Genomic DNA, 24,534 nt, shown 5'->3' with positions numbered 1-24,534 from the left:
CGCTCAGCGCAGGACGTACGCCCGAGCCCAGCGGGAGAGCTCCGCGTGCGCCCGCTGACGCACCCCTCGTGAGGACAGCATGACGTCGTGGACCGCGCCCTCGAACCGAGCGAGCGTGACGAGCGGACCCAGCTGCAGCGCCCGCCGGCGGATCTGCTCGACGTCGAGCACGACGTCGACGTCCCTCAGCTCCGGTGACCACCGGGTGCCGATGATGGTCCTTCCGGACGTCATGACGAGGATGGGGCAGGAGATCTCCAGACCGTCCGCCACCTGGGCGTGGCCCATCAGCACAGCGGAGAGCCAGCCGGCACGCACCGGCGTACCGACGACCCGCCAGGCCGGGTTCGGCGCCCAGCCCGCGACGAACGGGTCGTCCTCCTCGCCTTCAGGCACGGGGCCGTCCTCCTCGGTCCAGCCCATGAGGGTGCGCTGGTAGAAGCCGGGGTCCGAGGTCGGGATGACGGCCTTGGGCTGGGACCGGGCGAGCCGGCCGATGATGGGCTGCGCCATGCCACGCAGCAGCGCGGACCCCTGCAGCTCCAGCCAGGGGGCGTTGAGCACGAGCGCCCGCAGAGCGCCGGGGTGGCGGTGTGCCCACAGCGCCGCCGTGAGCCCGCCGGTCGAGTGGCCCATCAGTACAAGATCGGTCCCCACGCCCTGCTCGCGGCGCATCACCTTCAGCGCCTCGTGGATGTCCTCGTCGTACGTCGACAGCGACTCGATGAACCCGCGGGTCTGGTGCTCGCGCAGCGACCGGCCGTACTTGCGCAGGTCGAGCGCGTAGAAGGCGCCCCCCAGCCGGGCCCAGCGGCGGGCGACGTCGCGCTGGTGGAAGTAGTCGTTCCAGCCGTGCAGGTACAGCACCGCGAACGTGGGCGACGACGGGGTGCCGGAGGGGGCGTCGGCGTCGTCCGCGGGCAGATGGCGCACGAGCGTCGCCACGACCTCGCCCTCGTCGTCGTCCAGCAGCGGCAGCGTACGGGCCTCGAAGCCCCGGCCGAGGACGTCCCGTGACCAGCGCCCGGCCGATGGCGGGGGTGGCAGCTCGGCGACGCCCTCGGCGGCGGCGGTCTCCTCGACGGGTGGCGCGTCGTCGCTGGGTCTCCGGCGGGGCATGACCTCCATCATGCCGTGACCGGCCGACACGTGCCGCGCTCAGTGCTGGGGCGAGACCGCCCGCAGGAACCGGCCCAGCAGAGCCGCGACCTGATCGTGCTCGATGAGGAACCCGTCGTGCCCGTACGGCGAGCGCACGTGCGAGACCGGTCCCGCGCCTGGAACGGCGGCCGCGATCCGCTCGGACTCCACCGGGAAGAAGAGCCGGTCCGAGTCGACGGCGATCACGAGCGTCTCCGCCCGCACCTGCGCCAGGGCGGCTTCCGCCCCGCCACGGTCGCGTCCGACGTCGTGCGTGATCATCGACCGGGTGAGCGCGACGTAGCTGCCGGCGTCGAACCGTTCGGCGAGCTTGGCGGCATGGTGGTCCAGATAGGACTGGACGGCGAACCGCCCGCCGCTCAGCGGCTCCTCCCCGCCCTGGGGGATCCGGCCGAACCGGCCGTCCAGCTCCACCGGCGAGCGGTAGGTGGTGTGAGCGATCTGCCGCGCGATGCCGAGCCCGCGGTGCGGGCCCTCGCCGGGGCCGGCGCCGTAGTAGTCGCCGCCACGCCAGGCGGGGTCGAGCTCGATGGCCGCCAGCTGGGTGTGCGCCCACGCCACCTGCTCCGCGGACGACTGCGCGCACGTGCCGACCGGCACGATCGCCTCGACACGCTCCGGCGCGGTCACCGCCCACTCCAGCACCCGGTGCCCGCCCATGGACGCGCCGACGACGAGCGCCCACCGCTCGACGCCCAGCCTGTCCGTGAGCTCGATCTCCGCTGCCACCTGGTCGCGCGCCGTGACCGTCGGGAAGCGTGATCCCCACGGCGAGCCGTCCGGTGCCGCGCTCGCCGGACCGGTCGACCCCTGGCAACCACCGAGCACGTTCGGCGCGACGACGAAGTACTTGTCCGTGTCGATCGCCCGACCGGGCCCGACGATCTGGTGCCACCAGCCGGGGACCGGGTCGTCCGGCCCGTGCCCGGCGACGTGGGAGTCGCCCGTGAGGGCGTGCAGCACGAGGACGGCGTTGTCGCCGGCAGCGTTCAGCTCGCCCCACGTCTCGTAGGCCATCCGCACGTTCGGCAGCCGGCCGCCGGCCTCGAGCGCCAGCGACCCGATGTCGACGAACTGCCGAGGACCCGGGTCGTCACCCTCGCGCCACGCGCCCGTCGCCGGGAGGGTGGACGGGTCGATGTGCCGGCGGGCACGGCGCGGATCGAGATCCGAGCCCTGAGCGCCGGACCCGTCCGTACCCGTCCCGACCGACGGCCGCGTCTCGCTCATGCCGTGGTTTCCGCCGCGGGCGTGAAGGCGGCCGCCGCCTCGAGCCCGACCCGCAGGTCGGCGAGGATGTCCTCGATGTTCTCGATGCCGACCGAGAGCCGGACGAGGCCTTCGCTGACACCGGCCGCCTCCAGGCCCGACGCGTCCAGCTGCGAGTGCGTCGTCGACGCCGGGTGGATGACCAGGGAGCGCACGTCACCGATGTTGGCGACGTTCGAGTGCAGGCGCAAGGCGTCGACGAACGCGAGACCGGCCGCGTAACCGTCGGCGAGCTCGAACGACAGGACGGCACCCGGGCCCTTGGGGGCGTAACGCTGCGCCCGCTCGTACCACGGCGAGGACGGCAGACCGGCGTAGACAACGCGGCTGACCTGCTCCTGGCCCTCGAGGAACTCCGCGACGCGCTGGGCGTTCTCGACGTGCCGCTCGATCCGCAGGGACAGCGTCTCGAGGCCCTGGGCGATGAGGAAGGCGTTGAACGGCGAGACCGCGGGGCCGAGGTCGCGCAGCAGCTGGACGCGTGCCTTGAGGATGAAGGCGGGGGCGCCGAGGTCCTTGTAGACCAGGCCGTGGTAGCTGGGGTCCGGGGTGTTGTAGTTGGCGAACTTCTCCGGGTCGGCCGTCCAGTCGAAGGTGCCGCCGTCGACGATCGCGCCGGCGATCGCGCTGCCGTGCCCGCCGAGGTACTTGGTGGCCGAGTGCACGACGATGTCGGCGCCGTGCTCGAGCGGACGGATCAGGTACGGCGTCGCCACGGTGTTGTCGACGACGAACGGGACACCGGCCTCGTGGGCGACGGCGGCCACGGCCTCGATGTCCAGCACCGAGCCCTTCGGGTTCGCGATCGTCTCCCCGAAGAACAGCTTGGTGTTCGGCTGCACGGCGGCGCGCCAAGCCTCGGGGTCGTCCGGGTCGGTGACGAACGTCGTCGTGATGCCGTACTTGCTCAGCGTGTGCTGCAGGAGGTTGTACGTGCCGCCGTAGAGGTGCGGGCTCGCGACGACGTGATCGCCCGCCTCGGCGATGTTGAGGATGGTCAGCGTCTCTGCTGCCTGGCCGGAGGCGAGCAGCAGCCCACCGATGCCGCCCTCGAGGTCTGCGATCCGGTTCTCGACGGCCTCTTGGGTCGGGTTGGTGATGCGGGTGTAGATGGGGCCGAGCTCTGCGAGCGAGAAGCGGTCCGCGGCCTGCTTCGCGTCGTCGAAGACGAACGACGTCGTCTGGTAGATCGGTAGCGCCCGGGCGCCGGTGGCGGGGTCGGGCGTCTGGCCGGCGTGGATCTGTCGGGTCTCGAAGGCCCACGTGGGTTCGTTGGTCGGGGTGGTCGAATCGCTCATGGCAAGGGCTCCAGAATCTTCAGGGATGAGTCTTGGGGGCTGAGCGGACCGACGAACGCGGCGATCGTGAGGCACGTGCCGATGACTCGTTAGCCCGCGTGGGCTGGCGGTGACGTGCACGTGGCGTTGCCCCCATGGCACCCATGGGCGGGGCTGCTGTCATCCCGGCGACGGCGCCGCGGGCATGCCGAACGTGCGCGTCAGCGGCACATTCGGCGAAGGGGCATGACAGGGAATCTACCCGGAGGTCCACGGTCACGGCGACATGCGGGCGGGAACGTCTTGAATTCCGAGACACGGGCCGCGAGAAGCCGGCCGCGCTGGCGGCGCCCGGGCCCGACGTCGGCGGGACTCCGGCAGGAGATGCCTGCCAGGGTCCCGCCGTTACGCCGCCCGGGCCGGTCCTTCGCGGGGCGGGGGCTCCTCGAACCTCAGCGCTTCCGAGAACCGTTACTGGTGTGGCTGGTGATAGTAACGGGGCTTGTGTTCCCACTGTGGCGACTTTCCGCTACGGTCTGGGGGGCGTCGGAACGCAGGCGTCAAGGCGACACGCCGCTCTTTTGCGGCGACCAGACATGTAGGAGGGTTCGTGGTGGTTGAGCACCGAGCATCGAGCGGGGTCCGCGCGATCGCTGCGTGCGCCGCGATCCTGCTGGGCGGCACCCTGCTGCCGTCCAGCGCCGTGGCCGCGCCGAGCGAGGACGAGGTCGAGGCCTCCCGCCAGGCGGAGCGCTCGACGTCGAGCCAGATCGCCGCCCTGGAGATCGAGCTCGCTTCGGTGGCTGCTCAGGCTGAAGAAGCCAGCACGCGCGCCCAGATCGCCAACGAGACCTACCTCCGGGCGGAGGTCAAGCTCGAGGAAGCCGTCGCACGCGCGGAGGAAGCACAGGCTCAGGCCGACGCGGCCGCCGAGGAGGTCGAGGCGGCACGTGCCGAGCTCGGCCAGATCGGCGCGGCGCTGTACCGGGACGGGTCCGCGAGCCTCTCGGACATCGGCCCGTACCTCTCCTCCGAGAGCTTCACTGACGCCATGGCTCACCAGGAGACGCTGAACCGGCTCGGTTCCCGTACCGGTGAGCAGGTCCAGCACTACACCGCACTGCAGCAGGTCCACTCCACGCTCCAGGACCGCGCGGACGAGGCGGTGGCCGAGCAGGAGGAGGCCACCGACGCGCTCGCGTCGGCAGCCGAAGAGGCAGAGGCAGCCGCCGCGGCGGCCCAGACGCAGGTGGCGCTCTCCGCCGAGCGCAGGACCCAGCTCATCGCGCAGCTCGCCGAGCAGCGTCAGACGACCGTGGCCCTCGAGCAGGAGCGGCAGGAGGCGCTGGAGGCTGAGCGACGCGAGCGCGAGCAGAACGCGGCCCGCGCCGCGGCGTTCGCCGCAGCAGAAGCTGATGCGCCGAGCGAGCCCGACCGACAGCCGTCTCGCGAGTCCTCGGACTCGCCGCCACGGACCCCGGGACCGAACAGTGAATCGGAGTCCGGCGGTCAGCCCGAGCCGGAGCCGTCACGCGAGCCTCAGCCGGAGACGGAGCCGTCACGCGAGCCTCAGCCCGAGCCGGAGCCGTCACGCGAGCCGGAGCCTGCGCCCGAGCCGGAGCCTGCGCCCGAGCCGGAGCCTGCGCCCGAGCCGGCGCCCGAGCCCGAGCCGGAACCGAAGCCAGAGCCGCCACCGGCCCAGAACGCCTCGGCGGCGCAGACAGCGGTTTCCTGGGCGCGCACCCAGCTCGGCAAGCCCTACATCTGGGCGGCCGAGGGACCGAACGGCTACGACTGCTCCGGCCTGACCATGCGGGCCTACGAGCGGGCCGGCGTCTACCTGCCCCGGACCTCGGGGGCACAGTACCACGCCACGTCCCGCGTCCCGCTCAGTCAGCTCCGTCCCGGCGACCTGGTGTTCTGGAGCAACAACGGTGCCGCCTCGGGCATCTACCACGTCGCGATCTACACCGGGAACGGCATGCGGCTGCACGCCCCGAGGCCGGGCAGTAGTGTCGAAGAGGTGCCGATGTGGTACGGCAGCATCCTTCCGTACGGCGGTCGCGTCTGACCTGCCCGTCCGCGCCGCAGAAGCCGCAGAAGAAGACCCCGCCAAGGCCGGCGGGGTCTTCTTCTTGACCCAGCGGCTCCTCCGACTCAGCGGCCTCCTCCGGCTCAGTGGCTCTGTGAGTCGCGGCCTCTCCGCGAGATCGCTTGTGGGTAGTGGGTCGGCGGCAGTGTCGGCGGCAGTGAGGTTCTGCTCGCCGGCGCGGATGGGGCGGGCCGGCAGCAGGGTCGGGGTGACCGGTCAGCAGCCTGGGTCAGTGACCCTCTGATTTGGCGCGCTCGTAGGAGCGGCGGATCTCGCCCTCGGCCTCCTCGCGGCCCACCCAGTGGGCGCCCTCGACCGACTTGCCGGGTTCGAGGTCCTTGTAGACCTCGAAGAAGTGCTGGATCTCCAGGCGGTGGAACTCGGAGACGTCCTCGATGTCCGTGCGCCACGACGCCCGCTGGTCCGCCGACGGCACGCAGAGCACCTTGTCGTCGCCGCCCGCCTCGTCGCGCATCCGGAACATCCCCAGGGCGCGGCAGCGGATCAGGCAGCCCGGGAACGTCGGCTCCTCGAGGAGCACGAGGGCGTCGAGCGGGTCCTCGTCCTCGCCGAGGGTGTCCTCGATGAAGCCGTAGTCGTCGGGGTAGCGCGTCGAGGTGAAGAGCATCCGGTCCAGGCGGATCCGGCCCGTCTTGTGATCCACCTCGTACTTGTTGCGGTTCCCCTTCGGGATCTCGATCGTGACGTCGAACTCCACGGCTTCCCTTCCTGAGCCCACCGCACGGCGGGCCTGCGCTCCACGCGGCCGGGGCAGACCTTCCCGGACGCTCCTCCCACTAGTGTGACGTACCGGGTGGCGTGGTCCCGCACAAGCCCCCGGACCCGCACAGGCCCCCCGGAAAGGAAGACCGTGGCGCAGACCGGTACAGCGCGCCCCGTGCCGCGCCCGGCACCAGGACGTTCCGGCCGCCCGATCAGCCGGCGGGTGCGCCGTCGCAGGATCGTGGCGGTCCTCACCGTCGTGCTCCTGGCCTACGGCACCGCCGACGCCGCCGACGCGGTCCCGGGCGTGCTCACCACCGACCCCCCGCCGCCCGAGGCCCGACCCTTCCCCGACGTCGAGCTCCCTGGCGGCTCCGTCGTCGCGCCCGCCGTCGAGGGCCCGGGGGACTCGGCTCCCGTGCCGAGCGCCACGGCCCTCGAGGAGCTCGCGGCCGCGTTCGAGGCCGACTCTCGCCGCACCGGTACCTTCGGCCTGGTCGTCTCGGACGCTGTCACCGGCGAGGTCCTCCTCGACCACGACGGCGACACCCCCCGGTCGCCGGCATCCTCCCTGAAGGTCCTCACCGGTGCTGCCGCGCTCGCTGCGCTCGGCGCGGACCGCACGCTGACGACGTCCGCGGTCCTGGCCGACGAGAACACCGTCACCCTCGTCGGCGGTGGCGACGTCCTGCTCGCGGCCGGGGAGGGCGACCCCACCGAGGTCGACGGGCACGCGGGCCTGGGCGATCTCGCCGCGTCCACCGCGCAGTCGCTGGTCGAGCGGGACGTCACGCAGGTCGACCTCGACCTGGACGACACGCTCTTCGCCGAACCCGTCTACCACCCGGACTGGGGCCCCATCGACCGGCAGTTCGTCATGGCCGTCCAGCCCCTGGCGATCGACTCCGGCCGCGCCGGCTCCGCGTTCTCCTCCGACCCCGCGGTCGACGCCGCCGTGGCGTTCGCCGACGCCCTGGAGTCTCAGGGCGTCGAGGTCACCGGCATCGACCGCGGCGCCGCCCCGGAGGAGGCCGAGGAGCTCGCCTCCGTCGAGTCCGCCCCGGTCAGCGCCGTCGTGCGCCACATGCTCAAGCAGTCCGACAACTCCCTCTCCGAGGTGCTCGGTCGCCTGGTCGCCGTCCAGCGCGGACGCGAGGCGACCTTCGCCGGCGGCACCGCCGCCGTGCGGGAACAGCTCGCCGAGGCGGGCGTCGAGATCTCCGGCGTCACCATGGCGGACTCCTCGGGCCTCAGCCCGGAGACCACCGTCCCGCCGTCCGTGCTCGTCGACGTGCTGCACCTGGCCGACGAGCCCGAGAACGCCGACCTGCATGGCCTGCTCCCGGCGCTGCCGGTCGGCGGCCTCGACGGCACCCTCTCCGACCGGTTCACCGACGAGGCGGCCGGCCACGTGCGCGCCAAGACGGGCACCTTGGTGGAATCCGTCTCCCTCACCGGCACGGTGGTCACGCACGACGGCCGGCCGCTGCACTTCTCCGTCATCGCCTCCGACCTGGTCCGCGGGACGGGCCTCCAGGCGCGTCTGGCGATCGACAGCCTCGTGGCGTCCCTCGCCGTGTGCGGCTGCAGCTGAGCGATAGCGTGGGGACCATGAGCAGCGCCGTCGACTGGCAGGCCGCGGTTCGCCGGGCGGGCAGCCTGGCCCGCCCCGGACCGAGTGGCACCCCCGCAGAACTTCGCGCCCTCGTGCAGGTGCTGCGCCGGGCCGCCAAGGAGGCACCCGGGCACGTCGGTGAGATCACCGGCCTGAGCGCTGCGGCCGCGCAGATCGCCGACGTACCGGTGTACGTCGTGGACCGGGCGCGTTGGTCGGAGGCGAACGTGGAGATGTTCGCCCACCTCACCGACGGGCTGCTGCCATCGACCACCCTGCCCGGTTCCGGCCGGATGGCCGGCGAGGAGATGGGTGTGGTGCTCGCCCTGCTCTCGACGAAGGTGCTGGGCCAGTTCGACCCGTTCACCGGTGGCGTCGAGAACGGGCGCCTCCTGCTCGTCGCGCCCAACGTCCTGAAGATCGAGCGCGAGCTCAACCTCGACGCGATGGACTTCCGCCTCTGGGTCTGCCTGCACGAGCAGACGCACGCCGTCCAGTTCGCGGCCGCACCGTGGCTCGCCGGGCACCTCGCCGGGCGGATGCGGGGTCTGGTCGGCGGCGTCTCCGACGCTCCCGACGGCAGCGCCCGGCTCGCGCGCGCCTTCCGCGGGCTCGTCGAGGCCGTCACCTCCGCCGCCGGCGGCACGCCGCAGGACAAGCCCGACGACCTCGGAGGTCCGCTCGTCGACGCCTTCCTGGACGACGATGAGCGAGCACGCCTCGGCGAGATCGTCGCGGTCATGAGCCTGCTCGAGGGACACGCGGACGTCGTCATGGACGCCGTCGGGCCGGCCCAGCTGCCGTCCGTACGCCACATCCGGGCCGCGTTCGAGAAGCGCCGCGACGGCACCTCGACCGCCGACGTCATGCTGCGCCGCGTCCTCGGGATGGACGCGAAGGTGGCCCAGTACCGCAACGGCGCGAAGTTCGTGCGTGCCGTCGTCGAGCGGGTCGGTCACGACGGCCTGAACGCGGTGTGGACGGCGCCGGAGACGCTGCCCTCGGCCGCCGAGGTAGCGGACCCGCCCGCCTGGGTGCGGCGCGTCCACGGCTGACGTCGCGGGAACCCGGACGTGCCTGGACCTGACCCCGACGTCGCCGCCGCACGCCTGGCCGTGCGCGGCGCCCTGGCCGACCTGCCGGCCGGAGTCCGGGTCCTGGTCGCCTGCTCCGGCGGCGCGGACTCGCTCGCCCTCGCCGCCGCGACGGCGTTCGTCGCCCCTCGGCAGGGCTGGAGCGCGGGCGCCGTCGTCGTCGACCACCGCCTCCGGCCGGGCTCCGACGTCGCCGCCGCACGCACGGCGCGCCTGTGCCGCCACCTCGGGCTCGAACCCGTCGACGTGCGCGCGGTCGACGTCGCCGGCGGACCGGCCGGAACCGGTGCCGGCGGTCCCGAGGCCGCCGCGCGCGCGGCCCGCTACGCGGCCCTGCGCGGCGCCTGCGAGCACCACGGCGCCGCCGCGGTGCTGCTCGGCCACACGCTCGACGACCAGGCCGAGACTGTCCTGCTCGGGCTCGCGCGCGGCTCCGGCGCCCGGTCGCTCGCCGGGATGCCCGCCCGGCGCGGCCCGTGGCGGCGCCCGTTCCTCGCCCTGCGCCGGTCGCAGACCGAGCAGGTGTGCCATGCCGCCGGCCTGGACTTCGAGCGTGACCCGACGAACGCCGCCGACGGGCCCTGGCGGGCGGCCGACGGCTCGCCCCTGCGCCGCGCGGCCGTCCGGGAACGGGCGCTGCCCGCCCTGGTCGACGCCCTCGGTCCCGGCGTGGTCGAGGCCCTCGGCCGGACCTCGGCCCAGCTGACCCGGGACGCCGACCTCCTCGACGCGCAGGCCGCCGCCCTGCTCGAGCAGGCCCTGGTGACGGGAGAGCCGCCGGAGGACCAGGACGACGACGCCGTCGTGCTCGACGTCGCGGTCCTCGAGGCCGCCCACCCCGCGCTGCGAACCCGCGCCCTGCACGCGGCCGCACTGCGGGCCGGAGCCACCCCGGGCGCGCTCGCCGCCGTCCACATCGACACGGTTGACGCCCTCGTGACCGCCTACCACGGCCAGGGCCCGCTCACCCTCCCGGGACCGGTCTCGGCGGCCCGCCGATGTGGCACGCTTGCCTTCGGTCGGCCCTGACGCTCTCGCGAGCTGCCGGCCACGCCTTGAGTCCCTCACGAGGAGAGCACGTGGACGACCGCGACATGGGTACGGACCTGGAGAAGGTCCTGCTCAGCCAGGAGCAGATCGAGACCAGGCTGACCGAGATGGCCGCCGAGATCGACGCCGACTACGCGGGCAGAGAGGTTCTCCTCGTCGGGGTGCTCCGCGGCGCGGTCATGGTCATGGCAGACCTCTCCCGAAAGCTGCACAGCCCTGTCCAGATGGACTGGATGGCCGTCTCCTCCTACGGGTCCGGGACCAAGTCGTCCGGGGTGGTGCGGATCATCAAGGACCTCGACACGGACCTCACCGGCCGGGACGTCCTCATCGTCGAGGACATCATCGACTCGGGCCTGACCCTGTCCTGGCTGCTCGGCAACCTCCGCTCCCGTGGGCCGGCGTCGGTCGAGATCGCCACGCTCCTGCGCAAGCCGGAGGCCTCGAAGGTGGCCGTCGACGTCAGGTACGTCGGATTCGAGATCCCGCCCGAGTTCGTCGTCGGGTACGGCCTCGACTACGCGGAGAAGTACCGGCACCTCCCGTTCGTGGGGACGCTGGCCCCGCACGTCTACGGCGGCTAGTGCGCTGACGATGCGCAGCACAGCGTGCGGGCGACGGTGCCGCGGGCGGAACGAACGGGGGGCGCGCCCGTTCCCCTTACCGCCCTGCGCGAACAAGCCCTCCGGGCGCAGCCGCGGGCCCGCCATCTCGTATACCGTCGGGGCAAACCCGCGACCAGGAGGGACCGGGCGCAAGCCCACATGTCGATGAACGTCAAGAAACTGCTCCGTGGCCCACTGGTGTGGATCCTCCTCGTCCTGCTGCTCGTGTCCGTGGGGTGGTCCCTCCTGGGTCAGGGCGGCACGCAGCAGATCGACACCTCGCAGGGCCTCGAGCTGCTCGAGGGCGAGACCGTCGAGCAGGTCGAGATCACCGAGGGTTCCCAGCGGGTCCGCATGACTCTGTCCGAGCCGTTCGAGGCGCCCGACGGCGAGGGCGGCACGGTCGACAAGGGCACCGATGTCGAGTTCTACTACGTCACCCCGCAGGGCGAGGAGGTGGCGGACGCCGTCCGCCAGGCCGACCCCGAGCAGGGCTACAACTCCGTGGTGCCCACCACGTCGGTGTGGACGTCGCTGCTGACGTTCATGGTGCCGATGATCATCATCTTCCTGGTGTTCTGGTGGCTGCTCTCCCGCATGCAGGGCGGCGGCGCCGGCGGGATGATGAAGTTCGGCAAGTCCAAGGCCAAGATGGTCAGCAAGGAGACCCCGCAGGTCAGCTTCGGCGACGTCGCCGGCGAGGAAGAGGCCGTCGAGGAGCTCCAGGAGATCAAGGAGTTCCTCGCCGAGCCGGAGAAGTTCCAGGCCGTCGGGGCGAAGATCCCCAAGGGCGTGCTGCTCTACGGGCCGCCCGGAACCGGTAAGACGCTGATCGCGCGGGCCGTGGCGGGCGAGGCCGGGGCACCGTTCTTCTCCATCTCGGGCTCCGAGTTCGTCGAGATGTTCGTCGGTGTCGGCGCCTCCCGCGTGCGTGACCTCTTCGAGCAGGCCAAGGCCAACGCGCCGTCCATCATCTTCGTCGACGAGATCGACGCCGTCGGCCGCCACCGCGGCACAGGCATGGGGGGCGGGCACGACGAGCGCGAGCAGACCCTCAACCAGCTGCTCGTCGAGATGGACGGCTTCGACGTCAACACCAACGTCATTCTCATCGCCGCCACCAACCGTCCCGACGTGCTCGACCCGGCGCTGCTGCGGCCCGGTCGCTTCGACCGCCAGGTCGCCGTCGAGGCGCCGGACATGCACGGCCGTAACGCCATCCTCGAGGTGCACGCCAAGGGCAAGCCGATGGCGCCCGGCGTCGACCTCGGCATGGTCGCGAAGCGCACCCCCGGGTTCACCGGTGCCGACCTGGCGAACGTCCTCAACGAGGCGGCCCTGCTGACCGCCCGCTCCAACGCCCAGCTGATCGACGACCGCGCGCTCGACGAGGCCATCGACCGCGTCCTCGCGGGACCGCAGAAGCGCACCCGCGTGATGAATGAGAAGGAGCTCAAGGTCACCGCGTACCACGAGGGCGGACACGCCCTGGCGGCGGCGGCCCTGCGCTACACCGACCCGGTCACCAAGGTGACCATCCTTCCGCGCGGCCGGGCCCTCGGCTACACGATGGTCATGCCCAGCGAGGACAGGCACTCGACGTCGCGGAATGAGCTGCTCGACCAGCTCGCGTACGCCATGGGTGGCCGCGTCGCCGAGGAGATCGTGTTCCACGACCCGACCACCGGGGCGTCCAACGACATCGAGAAGGCCACCTCGATCGCCCGCAAGATGGTGGTCGAGTACGGCATGAGCGCCCGGATCGGCGCCATCAAGCTCGGACAGTCCCAGGGCGAGCCGTTCGTCGGCCGCGACATCGGTCACGAGCGGGACTACTCCGACGACCTCGCCCGCATCGTCGACGAGGAGGTCCGCGCACTCATCGAGGCCGCGCACGACGAGGCGTGGGAGATTCTCCACACGTACCGGGACGTTCTCGACCACCTCGTCCTGGAGCTGCTCGAGCGCGAGACACTCAACGAGGCCGAGCTGGGCCGCGTCTTCTCACCGGTGCGCAAGCGGGACCCGCGCCCCGTGTGGCTGTCGTCCATGGAGCGCACCGTCAGCGACCGTCCCCCCGTGCTCACCGCCACCGAGCGCGCCCGCCACGAGCAGATGACTCCGGAGGACCAGATCGCCGCGGCGGGGGAGACCCCGTTGGATGGGATCGGCGAGATTCCCCAGGGCGGCAGGGTCGGCGAACCGACCGAGGGCGTGTGATGTCGGACGACCGGGACGTGGCCAGGCCTGTCGAGCTGAGAGGCATCCCCGAGTCGCCGGCCGAGACCGGCGCCACCGACTCGGCGCCGCTGCGCGACGACCACATCGCCGGACCGTACGACGCCGAGGGCGTGCGCACGGCGGTGCGGGACCTGCTCGTCGCCGTCGGGGAGGACCCGGACCGCGAGGGCCTGGCCGGCACGCCGGCCCGGGTCGCGCGCGCCTACGCGGAGATCTTCGCCGGCATGGCGGAGGACCCCGCCGACCACCTCGACTCCGTCTTCGACATCGGCCACGAGGAGATGGTCCTGGCCCGCGACATCCCGCTGTACTCGATGTGCGAGCACCACCTGCTGCCCTTCCACGGCATCGCCCACGTCGGGTACATCCCGGCCGAGAACGGCCGCGTCACCGGGCTGAGCAAGCTCGCCCGCCTCGTCGAGGGTTACGCGCGGCGTCCGCAGGTGCAGGAACGGCTGACCTCGCAGATCGCCGACGCCCTGGTCGAACGCCTGCAGCCCCGCGGTGTCATCGTCATCGTCGAGGCCGAGCACCTGTGCATGTCCATGCGTGGCGTGCGCAAGCCCGGCTCGCGGACCATCACCTCCGGGGTGCGCGGCTCGATGCGCCGCGCCGCCACCCGCGCCGAGGCGATGAGCCTGCTCATGGCCCGCGGCTGAGCCGGCCGAGAGTCACGGATAGCCTGGACCGGTGAGCGAGCACGCGGTGGTGGCCCCCCTCCCGGAAGCGCTCCGCGCCGCGAGCCGGACCCTGGTCATGGGCGTCGTCAACGTCACCCCGGACTCCTTCTCCGACGGCGGGCAGTGGTTCGACCGCGACGTCGCCGTGGCGCACGCGAGGCACCTGGTCACGCAGGGCGCGGACATCGTCGACGTCGGAGGCGAGTCGAGCCGGCCCGGCGCCGTCCCCGTCCCGCCGACGGAGGAGACCCGGCGGGTGCTGCCCGTCGTCGAGGCGCTGGTGGATGCCGAGGCCGTCGTCAGCGTCGACACCGTGCACGCCACGACGGCGGAGGCCGCCGTGGCGGCCGGCGCCCACATCGTCAACGACGTCTCCGGCGGCACCGCCGACCCGGAGATGCTGGCCACCGTGGCCGCGACCGGCGCCGTCTACGTCCTCCAGCACCGGCGCGGCACGCCGGACACCATGAACTCCCTGGCCGTCTACGACGACGTCGTCGCCGAGGTCCGTGCCGAGCTGGCCGAGCGCCTCGAGGCGGCCGTCGCCGCCGGTATCCCCGAGCAGCAGGTCGTGCTCGATCCCGGCCTCGGGTTCGCCAAGGAGGCCCGGCACAACTGGACGCTTCTCGCCCACCTGGACGAGCTCGCGCGCCTGGGGCGCCCGTTGCTCGTCGGAGCCTCTCGCAAACGGTTCCTCGCCGACGTCGTACCCGCCCACCTCGCGGACCAGCCTCTGGCCCGGGACGCGGCCTCGGCCGCCGTGACCGCGCTCGCGGCCGCCGCCGGTGTCTGGGCGGTCCGGGTCCACGAGGTCACGGCCAACGTGGACGCCGCACGCGTGGCGGCAGCCTGGACGGCCGAGCGGTGACCGGCCCGATGGACCGCATACGGCTGACGGGGCTGCGGGCCGTCGGACGCCACGGGGTCCTGGCGACCGAGCGGGAGACGGGCCAGGTGTTCCTCGCCGACGTCGTGCTGCACCTGGACACCGGGGCGGCCGCTCGCAGCGACGACCTGGCCGCCACCGTGAGCTACTCCGAGGTGGCCGAGGACGTCGTCGGCGTGCTCGACGGTGATCCGGTGGACCTCGTCGAGACCTTGGCCGACCGGATCGCCGCCGCCGTGCTGGCCCGGCCGGGCGTCCGGGCCGTCGACGTCACCGTGCACAAGCCGCAGGCCCCGATCCCGGTGGAGTTCGACGACGTCGAGATCAGCATTTACCGCGCCGCGCCCCGCACCGACGCACCGGCCGCGGAGCCGGCCGAGCTCGTGCTGGCGATCGGCGCCAACCTCGGTGACCCGCTGGAGACCCTCCGGGCGGCCGTCACCGACCTGCGGCACGCCGCCGGCGTGCACCTCAGCGGGGTGTCGCCGGTTGCCCGCACCGCACCTGTGCTCGCTCCCGGCCAGGAGCCGCAGCCCGACTACCTCAACGCCGTGGTCACCGGCACCACCACCTTGACGCCGGCACGACTGCTGGCGCTCGCCCAGACCGTCGAGGACGCCCACGGGCGCACCCGCGACGAACGGTGGGGCCCGCGCACCCTCGACGTCGACGTCATCACGGTCGGCGCCACGGTCAGCGACGACCCGGAGCTGACCCTTCCGCACCCGCGCGCTCACGAGCGTGCGTTCGTCCTCGCGCCCTGGGCACGGCTCGCCCCCGGGGCGGTCCTTCCCGGCCCTCACGGAGGCCGGGTGACCGAGCTGGCCGAGCGGGCCGGCGACCGCGACGAGCTCGAGTGGCTCGACGAGCGGCTCGACGGCGAGTCACCGGACGACAGCCGCGGTGGGGGAGGCGCCACGTGAACCGCACGTCCTGGCAAACGCTCGTGCTCATCACCGTGTTTTCCGGGCTGATCGCGTTCTTCGTGCTCGAGAACATCGAGGTCCGCGGCGGCCTCGGCGTCCCCGTGTCCTACCTCAGCGCGGCAGGGCCCGCCCTGCTCGCCATCGTGCTGCTCTCGATGGGCCGCAGCGTCCGCAGGCTCGTCCGCCAGGAGCCGACCTCGATGACGCCGATCGGTGCTTCCCGCGTGGTGGTGCTCGCCAAGGCGGCGGCCCTGGTGGGCTCCGCCCTGGTGGGGTACTTCGCCGCGCAGGTGCTCGTCGCGCTCGACAACCTCTCCGCGCCGCTGCCCGAGCAGCGGGCCCTGGCGTCCGGTGTGGCGCTGCTCACATGTGTGGCCCTCGTAGCGGTGGCGATCCGGGTCGAGACGTGGTGCCGCGTCCCCCCGGAGGACGACGACGATTCCCCCGGCGGTGTCAACCACAGCGCGTCTTCTGCCTGATCTGAAAGGGTGGTGCCGTGAATGCCCTACCTCCCGCCAGCGGCGGCGTCTTCGACCCACCCGGGGTCTCCTTCACCCCGGTCTCCCCGTCGTTGATCAAGGTACGGCTGATCTCGGTCTTCATCTGGCTCGCGCTGCCGCTGATCGGCACCGTCGTCCTCGGTGTGGTCTTCGGTGGTTGGGTGTGGGTCTGTCCGGCTCTCGTCCTCGTCCTGCTGGTCTGGCTCCTGTGGCTCATCCCCCGTCAGGTCCGTGCGCTGGGGTACGCGGAGGCGGCGGACGATCTCCTGGTCCGCCGGGGAATCCTCTTCCGGTCGTTGACGGTCGTGCCGTACGGGCGCATGCAGTTCGTCGACGTCAACGCCGGACCGCTGGACCGTGCGTGCGGAGTCGCCCAGGTGAGGCTGCACACCGCTGCGTCGCAGACCGATGCCACGATCCCGGGCCTTCGACCCGAGGAGGCGTCACGATTGCGCGACCGCCTGACCGCACGCGGTGAGGCGAGGCTGGCGGGTCTGTGAGCACGCCCGCCGTGCCCGGACCGGTCCCACCGGGCGGTGAGCCCGTGCCACGAGGTCCCGTGCCGCCGGACCCAGCCCAGCCCGTCTGGCGCTCGGTCCACAAGATCACGCCGATCCTGAACGCGTGGAAGGTCGTCGTCGCGGTCGTCGTCGCCACGGTGTGGCAGCTGGGCGACGAGCTGCAGAACATCCCGGAGGTCTGGGAGCGGTTCGAGCGGTATCGGACGACGGCGCTGCTCATCATCCTGGGGATCGTCCTCGTCGTGGCGGTCGTCGCCGGCATCTACTCGTGGCTGGCCTGGCGTCGCATGAAGTTCGCCGTGACGAGCGAGTCGGTCGACCTGCACAGCGGCATCCTGTTCCGCCGGCAGCGCCACGCACGACTGGTCCGGGTCCAGGCGGTCGACGTGGTCCAGCCCCTGCTGGGGCGGATCTTCGGGCTCGGTCAGGTCAAGGTCGAGACCGCAGGCGGCAACGAGTCCAACGTGATCATCGGCTATCTGAAGGAGGCCGAGGCGCAGGCACTGCGGAACGAGGTCATGGCCCGCGCCGCGGGCGTCGCCGGCCCGCCGGCCGGTCAGGCGCCCGGCGGTCAGCCGTCCGGGGGTCAGGCGCACGCCGAGGCGGGTGCACCCGACGACGCCTCGGCCTCGTCACCGCTCTTCGTGGCCGCACCGGAGCGGCAGATGCTGCACGTCCCCGCGGGTCGGCTGGTCGGTTCCCTCGTCCTCTCGCCCGTGCTCATCTTCTTCATCCTCTTCATCGTCGGTCTCGGCGTTGCCGCCTACTTCGCCGGGAGCGCGGCGCCGATCTTCGGTACGCTCCCCGCGCTTCTCGGCTGGGTGGCCGCCCTGTGGGGTCGGTTCGCCGGCGAGTTCCACTTCCGCGTCGCCATCTCGCCCGACGGGATCCGGCTCCGGCACGGGCTCCTCGAGTCCCGCTCGCAGACGCTCCCCCCCGGCCGGGTCCAGGCCGTCCAGCTGACCCAGCCGCTGCTGTGGCGGCCGGCCGGCTGGTGGCGGGTGCGCATCAACGTCGCGGGGTACGGCGCCGCCGAGGGATCGGGCGGCAACGTCGAGACCGTGCTGCTCCCGGTGGGGCCGCGCGGGGACGCGCTGACCGCCCTATGGCTCGTCCTGCCCGACCTCGGGGTGGCCGACCCCCGGGCCGTCCTGGACGCCGCCCTCGACGGCAGCGGGGAGGCCGGCGGGTTCCGCACCAGCCCGCGCCGCGCCCGGTGGCTCGACCCGCTGACGTGGCGACGCAACGCGCTGTTCATCACCGGCACGGCGCTGCTCATCCGTAGCGGACGGTGGACCCGCAACCTCGTGGTGGTGCCCCACGAGCGCACGCAGTCGCTGGCGCTGGAGCAGGGGCCGCTCGAGCGGCGGTGCCGGATCGCCAACCTGCACGCGCACTCGGTCTCCGGCCCGGTCACGCCCGTCGTGTTCCACCTGGACGAGATGCTCGCGCGGCACGTGCTCGTCGAGCAGGCCGCGCGGGCGCGGACCGCGCGAGCGGCCGAGGGGCCGGAGGAGTGGATGCGCCGGGTGGAGGCGGCCGGTGCCGTCCACCCGCCGGCCGCGGACGGGCCGCAGCAGCCCTCTCCCGGAGGGACGGCGGCGCCGTGAGCGAGTCGGCCACCAGGCCGGGACGCCTCGGCGTCGGCGTGGTCGGCGCCGGCCGCGTCGGCACCGTCCTGGCCAGCGCACTGCGGTCTGTCGGGCATGCCGTCGTCGGGGTCACGGCGGTCTCGGCCGAGAGTCGGGACCGGGCCGACGCGATGCTGCCCGAGGTCCCGGTCCTCAGCGTCGAGGACGTCGTCGAGCGGTCCGAGCTCGTGCTGCTGACCGTCCCGGACGACGCGCTCGCCGGGCTCGTCCGCGGCCTGGCGGACCTGGGGCGTTGGCAGCCCGGGCAGCTGGTCGTGCACACCTCCGGCAGGTACGGCACCGAGGTCCTTGCGCCCGCCGCGGAGCGCGGCGCCATCCCGCTGGCGATCCACCCGGCGATGACGTTCACCGGCACGAGTCTCGACCTGTCCCGGATCACCGGCTGCCCGTTCGCCGTCACCGCCGCCTCGCCCGTGCTCCCCATCGCGCAGGCGCTGGTCGTCGAGCTCGGCGGGGAGCCGGTCGCGCTGGCCGAGGTAGACCGGCCCGCTTACCACGCCGCCCTGGCGCACGGTGCCAACCACCTGGTCACGCTCGTCGGCCAGGCCCAGCGCACGCTCGCCGCCGCCGGTCTGCCGGACCCGGGCGGCTACCTGGCGCCGCTGCTCACCGCAGCCCTCGACGGGGCGCTGCGCGGCAGCGAGCAGAGCCTGACCGGGCCCGTCGTCCGCGGCGACGCCGGCACGGTCGAGAACCACCTCGTCGCCCTGGCCGGGCTGGGTCCGGAGCTGGCCGACGTCACAGAGACCTACCGGCACCTCGCCCGCGTCACGACCCGCCGCGCCCTGGCCTCGGGCCGGCTGACCGAGCTGGCCGCGGCACGGCTCCTCGACGTCCTCGGCGACGCCGCCACGGAGCCCGCGCCCACCGCCGTCGTCCCCGGCGCCGACGACCGGGACCCGACACCGCTGGAGCCACTCGTGGTTCGCACCCGCACCGAGCTGCGGGCTGCCCTGTCCTCGCTGCCGGGCCGGCGCGGGCTCCTCATGACCATGGGCGCCCTCCACGAAGGCCACCTGGTCAACGTGCGCGAGGTGCGGGCACGCGCCGACCACGTCGTCGTGTCGATCTACGTCAACCCGCTCCAGTTCGGCCCGGGCGAGGACCTCGAGAACTACCCGCGCGACCTGGACGCCGACGTCGCGCTGCTCACCGGTGAGGGGGTGGACGTCGTGTTCGCGCCTGACGACGCCGAGATGTACCCCGCGGAGCCGCTGGTACGCATCGACCCCGGTCCGGTGGCCGACGTCCTCGAGGGCGCGGCGCGCCCCGGCCACTTCGCCGGCGTCCTGCAGGTGGTCACCAAGATCCTGAACCTGGTCCGCCCGGACGTCGCCGTCTTCGGGCAGAAGGACGCCCAGCAGCTCGCACTCGTGCGCACCCTGGTGCGCGATCTGGACCTGGGCGTCGAGATCGTCGGGGTCCCCACCCGCCGGGAGGACGACGGGCTGGCGTTGTCCAGCCGCAACGCCTACCTCACCGCGCCCCAGCGGATCCAGGCGCTCGCGATCTCGCGGGCCCTGCGCACCGGGGTCGAGGCCGCGGACGGCGGGGCGGACGCGGCCACTGTGCTTCGCGTCACGGACGAGGTGCTGACCCACGCGGGGGGAATAGACAAGGACTATCTTGTCCTTGTTGATCCTGAGACGTTCCTGCCCCTGCCGGACAATGCCCGCGGCCCGGGCCTCCTGGCCGTCGCCGCAGGCGTCGGCACCACCCGGCTGATCGACAACATGACCGTCGAGCTCGGTCCCGACCACCCGCCCCGCCAGAGACCCAAGGACTCGCCGTGAGCACGCCCCCTCGTTCGCTGCTGCGCCCGATGATGATCTCCAAGATCCACCGGGCGACCGTCACCGCCGCGGACCTGCACTACGTCGGCTCCATCACGATCGACGCCGACCTGCTCGACGCCGCCGACCTCCTGCCCGGGCAGCAGGTCGACGTCGTCGACGTCGCCAACGGCGCCCGGCTGACCACCTACGTCATCCCGGGCGAGCGGGGGAGCGGCATCGTATGTGTCAACGGCGCGGCGGCCCACCTCGTGCACGCCGGTGACCTCGTCATCGTCATCGCCTACGGCCAGCTGTCCGACGAGGACGCCCGTACGTACTCCCCGCACGTGGTCTTCGTCGACGCCGACAACCGGATCGCCGACGTCGGCGAGGAGCCCGGCCAGATCCCCGACATGCCCGCGGCGGCGATCGGTGGCATCGGCACCAGCGGCATCCCGACGGCGGACTACCGCGCCGGCCGCTGACCTCACGCCACTGTCCCGCCCACCATGATCGACGCATGATCGACCTCGACCACCTCGCCAACGTCCGTCCCAGCCACCGCCAGTACGAGTGGCAGAAGCTGGAGCTGTACGGCTTCGTCCACTTCGGGATGAACACCATGACGGGCCGGCAGTGGGGGACCGGCGAGGAGGACGCGGACCTCTTCGACCCGGTCGACCTGGACGCCGACCAGTGGGCCGCGACGCTGCGCTCCGCAGGCATACGGGGCCTCATCCTCACGGCCAAGCACCACGACGGCTTCTGTCTCTGGCCGAGCCGCCACAGCGAGCACACGGTCGCAGCGAGCCCGTGGCGGGACGGCCGCGGCGACGTCGTCGGCGAGGTCGCGGACGCGTGCGCGCGGCACGGGCTGCGGTTCGGCCTCTACCTCTCGCCATGGGACCGGGCTGAGCCGACCTACGGATCCGGCACCGCCTACGACGACGTCTACGTCGGCCAGCTCGTCGAGCTCCTCACCGGTTACGGCGACATCTTCACGGTCTGGCTCGACGGCGCGAACGGCGAGGGCCCGAACGGCAAGCGTCAGGTCTACGACTGGGAGCGGTACTACCGCACCATCCGCGCGCTGCAGCCCGACGCCGTCATCAGCGTGTGCGGCCCGGACGTGCGCTGGTGCGGCAACGAGGCGGGACAGACCCGGCCGGACGAGTGGTCCGTCGTACCCCACGCCCTCCAGGACGTCGAACGGATCGCCGAACGGTCCCAGCAGGTCGACGACGGCGCCTTCTCCCGGACCGTCCGCTCCGACGACCGCGACCTCGGCAGCCGCACCGCCCTGGCGGCCCTGCCGGCGCGGGCCGGCGACCTCGTCTGGTACCCCGCCGAGGTCAACACCTCGATCCGGCCCGGCTGGTTCCACCACCCGGACGAGCAGCCCCGCGCCGCCGAGGAGCTCTTCGACATCTACCAGCACAGCGTCGGCGGCAACGCCACCCTGCTGCTCAACGTCCCGCCCACCCGCACCGGCCGGATCGCCGACGGCGACCGCGAGGCGCTCGCCGGCCTGGGCCGGCTCGTCGACGGGCTGCGTGCCTCGGCGCTCACCCGGATCGACCACGTCACCTTCTCGTCCCGGCCGGCTCCCCGAGCGGTGCTCACCACCCTCGACAACGACGTCGGTCACTGGCGGCCCGCCGACGGCGACACCCGCCCGTGGGTCGAGCTCACGTTCGGCCGGCAGACGCTCGACGGCGTCGTGCTCAAGGAGCAGATCACCGTCGGCCAGCGCATCGAGGAGGTGCGGATCTTGATCGGCGACGGCGACGCCTGGCACCACGTCGCCACCACCGGCACGGTCGGCTACCAGCGCATCGTGCGGTTCCACCCGGTGGCGGCCGAGCGGCTGCGGGTGGAGGTCGTCCGGTCCCGGCTCGCGCCGACCCTCGCCGCCGTCGTCCCGCTGGCGGCCTCGCCCGACAAGGGCTGACACCTCCGCCGACCCGTTGCGCGGGCGGTGTTGGTCACGTCCGGTGGGACGGCGAGAGCCGGCGGCGCGGCGGTGGCTACCCTTGATCGGTGACCGAGCAGAGCACTGAGACGACCGAGACCGCCAGCCACGACGCCGAGGACACCGGCGCCCCCGAACAGGTTCGGGTGCGGGCCGAGAAGCGCAGCCGCCTGCTGGCCTCCGGCGTCGACCCGTACCCGACGACGCTCCCGATCACGACGACGATCGCGGCGGTGCGCGAGCAGTTCGGCCACCTGGCCGCCGGGGAGGAGACCGACACGGTGGTCGGGGTCGCCGGCCGCGTGATGTACCTGCGCAACACCGGCAAGCTGTGCTTCGTCACCCTGCAGGACGGCGCGGGGAACCAGCTGCAGGCCATGCTCTCCCGCGCCGAGGTCGGCGAGGACGAGCTCGCCGCGTTCAAGACCGACGTCGACCTGGGCGACCACCTGTTCGTCCGCGGCCGGGTCATCGCCTCGCGGCGCGGCGAGCTGAGCGTCTTCGCCGACTCGTACCGGCTCGCCGCCAAGGCGCTGCGCCCGCTGCCGAAGACCTACGAGACCGCCGGCGGCGAGCAGGTCGCCCTCTCCGAGGAGGGGCGGGTGCGCCGCCGGCACCTCGACCTCATCATGCGTCCGGCCGCGCGTGAGATGGTGCGTACCCGGGCCGCCGTCGTGAAGTCGCTGCGCCGGACGCTGGACGAGCGGGACTTCCTCGAGATCGAGACGCCCATGCTGCAGGTCCAGCCCGGCGGGGCGACCGCCAGACCGTTCGTGACGCACATGAACGCCTACGACGTCGACCTGTTCCTGCGGATCGCCCCCGAGCTGTTCCTCAAGCGCGCCGTCGTCGGCGGCGTGGAGAAGGTCTTCGAGATCAACCGCAACTTCCGCAACGAGGGCGCGGACTCCTCGCACAGCCCGGAGTTCGCGATGCTCGAGGCGTACGAGGCCTACGGCTCCTACGACACCATGGCCGAGCTGACCCAGCACCTCGTCCAGCAGGCGGCCCGGGACGCCTTCGGCTCCACCACCGTCCCGCTCGACGACGGCACCGAGTACGACCTCGGCGGCGAGTGGACGGCCATCAGCCTCTACCCCTCGCTCTCCGAGGCACTGGGCTCCGAGGTCACGCCCGAGACACCGGTGGAGACGCTGCGCGCGCACGCCGAGCGGGTCGGCGTCGAGCTCGCCCCGCACTACACGCCCGGGAAGATCGTGGAGGAGGTGTGGGAGCACCTCGTCGCGGGCACCCTGCACGCGCCGACGTTCGTACGGGACTTCCCGGTGGACACCTCCCCGCTGGTGCGGGCGCACCGGTCGGTGCCGGGCGTCGTGGAGAAGTGGGACCTGTACGTGCGCGGCGTCGAGCTCGCCACCGGCTACTCCGAGCTCGTCGACCCCGTCGTGCAGCGCGAGCGCTTCGAGGCCCAGGCCCTCGTGGCGGCGGCCGGCGACCCGGAGGCCATGACGCTCGACGAGGACTTCCTGGAGGCCATGGAGCAGGGGATGCCGCCCGCCGGCGGGATCGGGATGGGCATCGACCGGCTGCTGATGGCGCTCACCGGGCGCGGCATCCGAGAGACCATCACGTTCCCGCTGGTCAAGTCGCGCTGACCTCGGCGTCGGGCGCGGTCGGCGCCGCGGTGGGCCCGGCGGCCCTGCTCCTGCGACGCCGCCGGACGAACCAGACGACGGCGACCAGCGGCACGCCGAGCACCAGCAGCCAGGGCAGCAGCACGCCGACGAGGACCAGCAGCCCGCTGAAGGCGGCGACGAGTGCGTTCCACCCGCTGCTCAGCCCACCGAGGAAGCCGTCGGCCTCGACGGTCGGGGCGTCGTCGGCCCTCAGCTCGACCCGCAGGGTGGACATCGCCACCTGGTCGGCGAGGTAGTCCCGCTCGGACCGCAACGACTCCAGCTCGGCCTGCCGCTCGCTGAGGGGCGTCTCCGCCTCGATGAGCGCCGAGGCGTTCTCGGCCTCGGCCATGATCTCCAGCAGGCGCTCCACCGAGGTCTCCAGCGCGACGATGCGCGCGTCGAGGTCGCGCACGGCCCTCGTGACGTCCTGGACGTCCTGGCTCAGGTCCGTGACCTCGCCGATGTCTTCGAGGTCCTCGAGCAGCCCGGTCAGCTCCGCCGCCGGGACCCGCACCGACACCGATGCCGACGTCGACCGCTCCTCGTCACCCCTGTGCTCGGTGCGGTGCTCGACGTGCCCGCCGGCCGCCTCCGCGAGGCCGACGATCTCGTCCGCCGCGGCGGTCGGCTGCCCGACGACGAGCGTCGCGTTCGCCGTCGTGATCACCTGGCGGTCGCCCTGCTCCTCCTGCTGGGCCGCGGCCTCCTCGGCGGCGAAGCCGCCTGCGCCCGGGTCCTCGACGTTCCCGCCGCCGCCGGCACCGTCGTCGCCGGCGCCGCCGCCGGTGCAACCCACGAGGAGCAGCGCGACGGCGAACAGGCCCACCAGGAGCCGTGCGAATCGTGCACCCATGG

At 72.9% G+C, this 24,534-nt stretch carries 21 protein-coding genes; 16 read left to right on the top strand and 5 right to left on the bottom strand.

Features of this window, described 5'->3' with window-relative positions; all coding sequences use genetic code 11:
* Window positions 1-3 precede the first annotated feature (3 nt).
* From ABD907_RS04265 to ABD907_RS04255, 3 genes are read right to left on the bottom strand one after another with little or no spacing between them, the layout of a single operon-like run.
* The gene (locus tag ABD907_RS04265; protein ID WP_345215225.1) at window positions 4-1,119 is read right to left on the bottom strand and encodes an alpha/beta hydrolase; all 1,116 of its coding nucleotides are present in this window, start codon (window positions 1,117-1,119) and stop codon (window positions 4-6) included.
* A gap of 39 nt (window positions 1,120-1,158) precedes the next feature.
* Entirely contained in the window at window positions 1,159-2,391 is a 1,233-nt protein-coding gene (gene metX, locus ABD907_RS04260; protein WP_345215224.1) for a homoserine O-acetyltransferase MetX, read from the bottom strand.
* Window positions 2,388-3,728, bottom strand: a complete 1,341-nt coding sequence (locus ABD907_RS04255; protein ID WP_345215223.1) for a bifunctional o-acetylhomoserine/o-acetylserine sulfhydrylase — start codon at window positions 3,726-3,728, stop codon at window positions 2,388-2,390. Before ABD907_RS04255 ends, metX begins: the two co-directional genes overlap by 4 nt.
* A gap of 589 nt (window positions 3,729-4,317) precedes the next feature.
* Between ABD907_RS04255 and ABD907_RS04250 the strand changes: the two genes are divergently transcribed.
* Entirely contained in the window at window positions 4,318-5,778 is a 1,461-nt protein-coding gene (locus ABD907_RS04250; protein WP_345215222.1) for a C40 family peptidase, read from the top strand.
* Window positions 5,779-6,028: 250 nt separating this feature from the next.
* Here the strand turns inward: ABD907_RS04250 and ABD907_RS04245 are convergent, their stop codons facing one another.
* Entirely contained in the window at window positions 6,029-6,517 is a 489-nt protein-coding gene (locus tag ABD907_RS04245) for an inorganic diphosphatase (RefSeq protein WP_345215221.1), read from the bottom strand.
* A 153-nt stretch (window positions 6,518-6,670) separates the two neighbouring features.
* On the opposite strand from ABD907_RS04245, the gene dacB reads away from it, so the two are divergent.
* The 15 genes from dacB (at window position 6,671) to lysS (ending at window position 23,655) form a co-directional block, all read left to right on the top strand.
* A complete protein-coding gene (dacB, locus tag ABD907_RS04240; RefSeq protein ID WP_345215220.1) occupies window positions 6,671-8,116 on the top strand; it encodes a D-alanyl-D-alanine carboxypeptidase/D-alanyl-D-alanine endopeptidase in 1,446 nt (481 codons plus the stop codon).
* 17 nt (window positions 8,117-8,133) lie between these two features.
* The gene (locus ABD907_RS04235) at window positions 8,134-9,192 is read left to right on the top strand and encodes a zinc-dependent metalloprotease (protein ID WP_345215219.1); all 1,059 of its coding nucleotides are present in this window, start codon (window positions 8,134-8,136) and stop codon (window positions 9,190-9,192) included.
* Window positions 9,193-9,210: 18 nt separating this feature from the next.
* Complete coding sequence (tilS, locus tag ABD907_RS04230; protein WP_345215218.1) at window positions 9,211-10,260, top strand: tRNA lysidine(34) synthetase TilS; 1,050 nt, start codon at window positions 9,211-9,213, stop codon at window positions 10,258-10,260.
* Between the two features lie 50 nt (window positions 10,261-10,310).
* Window positions 10,311-10,865, top strand: a complete 555-nt coding sequence (gene hpt / locus ABD907_RS04225) for a hypoxanthine phosphoribosyltransferase (RefSeq protein ID WP_345215217.1) — start codon at window positions 10,311-10,313, stop codon at window positions 10,863-10,865.
* Between the two features lie 186 nt (window positions 10,866-11,051).
* Window positions 11,052-13,106: an ATP-dependent zinc metalloprotease FtsH gene (gene ftsH, locus ABD907_RS04220; protein ID WP_345215216.1), complete on the top strand. Its 2,055-nt coding sequence runs from the start codon at window positions 11,052-11,054 to the stop codon at window positions 13,104-13,106.
* Window positions 13,107-13,195: 89 nt separating this feature from the next.
* Window positions 13,196-13,786: a GTP cyclohydrolase I FolE gene (folE, locus tag ABD907_RS04215; RefSeq protein ID WP_345215437.1), complete on the top strand. Its 591-nt coding sequence runs from the start codon at window positions 13,196-13,198 to the stop codon at window positions 13,784-13,786.
* A gap of 31 nt (window positions 13,787-13,817) precedes the next feature.
* Window positions 13,818-14,675, top strand: coding sequence for a dihydropteroate synthase (folP, locus tag ABD907_RS04210; RefSeq protein WP_345215215.1), 858 nt, complete (start codon window positions 13,818-13,820; stop codon window positions 14,673-14,675).
* A gap of 8 nt (window positions 14,676-14,683) precedes the next feature.
* Window positions 14,684-15,616, top strand: coding sequence for a 2-amino-4-hydroxy-6-hydroxymethyldihydropteridine diphosphokinase (folK, locus tag ABD907_RS04205; RefSeq protein WP_345215214.1), 933 nt, complete (start codon window positions 14,684-14,686; stop codon window positions 15,614-15,616).
* The gene (locus ABD907_RS04200) at window positions 15,613-16,098 is read left to right on the top strand and encodes a DUF3180 domain-containing protein (protein WP_345215213.1); all 486 of its coding nucleotides are present in this window, start codon (window positions 15,613-15,615) and stop codon (window positions 16,096-16,098) included. The genes folK and ABD907_RS04200 overlap by 4 nt, the downstream gene beginning before the upstream one ends.
* 17 nt (window positions 16,099-16,115) lie before the next feature.
* Window positions 16,116-16,619 (top strand): PH domain-containing protein, encoded by a 504-nt coding sequence (locus ABD907_RS04195; protein WP_345215212.1) that lies wholly within the window; start codon window positions 16,116-16,118, stop codon window positions 16,617-16,619.
* Between the two features lie 59 nt (window positions 16,620-16,678).
* Window positions 16,679-18,250, top strand: coding sequence for a PH domain-containing protein (locus ABD907_RS04190; RefSeq protein WP_345215211.1), 1,572 nt, complete (start codon window positions 16,679-16,681; stop codon window positions 18,248-18,250).
* On the top strand, window positions 18,247-20,085 hold the full coding sequence (gene panC, locus ABD907_RS21070) for a pantoate--beta-alanine ligase (protein WP_425555681.1): 1,839 nt from the start codon (window positions 18,247-18,249) through the stop codon (window positions 20,083-20,085). The genes ABD907_RS04190 and panC overlap by 4 nt, the downstream gene beginning before the upstream one ends.
* A 29-nt stretch (window positions 20,086-20,114) precedes the next feature.
* On the top strand, window positions 20,115-20,552 hold the full coding sequence (panD, locus tag ABD907_RS04175) for an aspartate 1-decarboxylase (protein WP_345215435.1): 438 nt from the start codon (window positions 20,115-20,117) through the stop codon (window positions 20,550-20,552).
* Window positions 20,553-20,587: 35 nt separating this feature from the next.
* Complete coding sequence (locus ABD907_RS04170; RefSeq protein WP_345215210.1) at window positions 20,588-22,018, top strand: alpha-L-fucosidase; 1,431 nt, start codon at window positions 20,588-20,590, stop codon at window positions 22,016-22,018.
* An 89-nt stretch (window positions 22,019-22,107) separates the two neighbouring features.
* Window positions 22,108-23,655 carry a lysine--tRNA ligase gene (gene lysS, locus ABD907_RS04165; RefSeq protein WP_425555680.1) on the top strand — a complete coding sequence of 516 codons (1,548 nt, stop codon included), beginning with the start codon at window positions 22,108-22,110 and terminating at the stop codon, window positions 23,653-23,655.
* Here lysS and ABD907_RS04160 read toward each other — a convergent pair.
* Window positions 23,642-24,532 (bottom strand): DUF4349 domain-containing protein, encoded by an 891-nt coding sequence (locus ABD907_RS04160; RefSeq protein WP_345215209.1) that lies wholly within the window; start codon window positions 24,530-24,532, stop codon window positions 23,642-23,644. The two genes, lysS and ABD907_RS04160, sit on opposite strands and share 14 nt — an antisense overlap.
* Window positions 24,533-24,534 lie beyond the last annotated feature (2 nt).

The organism is Georgenia halophila (genome assembly GCF_039541595.1).
Note: the sequence above shows the minus strand (reverse complement) of the source record. Positions and strands in the feature narration are given on the sequence as shown.

Excerpts from the sequence above, each read along its gene's own strand:
- ABD907_RS04170 (WP_345215210.1), top strand. The coding sequence starts at position 20,588 with ATGATCGACCTCGACCACCTCGCCAACGTCCGTCCCAGCCACCGCCAG.
- ABD907_RS04255 (WP_345215223.1), bottom strand. The coding sequence starts at position 3,728 with ATGAGCGATTCGACCACCCCGACCAACGAACCCACGTGGGCCTTCGAG.
- folK (WP_345215214.1), top strand. The coding sequence starts at position 14,684 with ATGGACCGCATACGGCTGACGGGGCTGCGGGCCGTCGGACGCCACGGG.
- ABD907_RS04235 (WP_345215219.1), top strand. The coding sequence starts at position 8,134 with ATGAGCAGCGCCGTCGACTGGCAGGCCGCGGTTCGCCGGGCGGGCAGC.
- panD (WP_345215435.1), top strand. The coding sequence starts at position 20,115 with ATGATGATCTCCAAGATCCACCGGGCGACCGTCACCGCCGCGGACCTG.
- ABD907_RS04265 (WP_345215225.1), bottom strand. The coding sequence starts at position 1,119 with ATGCCCCGCCGGAGACCCAGCGACGACGCGCCACCCGTCGAGGAGACC.
- ABD907_RS04160 (WP_345215209.1), bottom strand. The coding sequence starts at position 24,532 with ATGGGTGCACGATTCGCACGGCTCCTGGTGGGCCTGTTCGCCGTCGCG.
- metX (WP_345215224.1), bottom strand. The coding sequence starts at position 2,391 with ATGAGCGAGACGCGGCCGTCGGTCGGGACGGGTACGGACGGGTCCGGC.
- ftsH (WP_345215216.1), top strand. The coding sequence starts at position 11,052 with ATGAACGTCAAGAAACTGCTCCGTGGCCCACTGGTGTGGATCCTCCTC.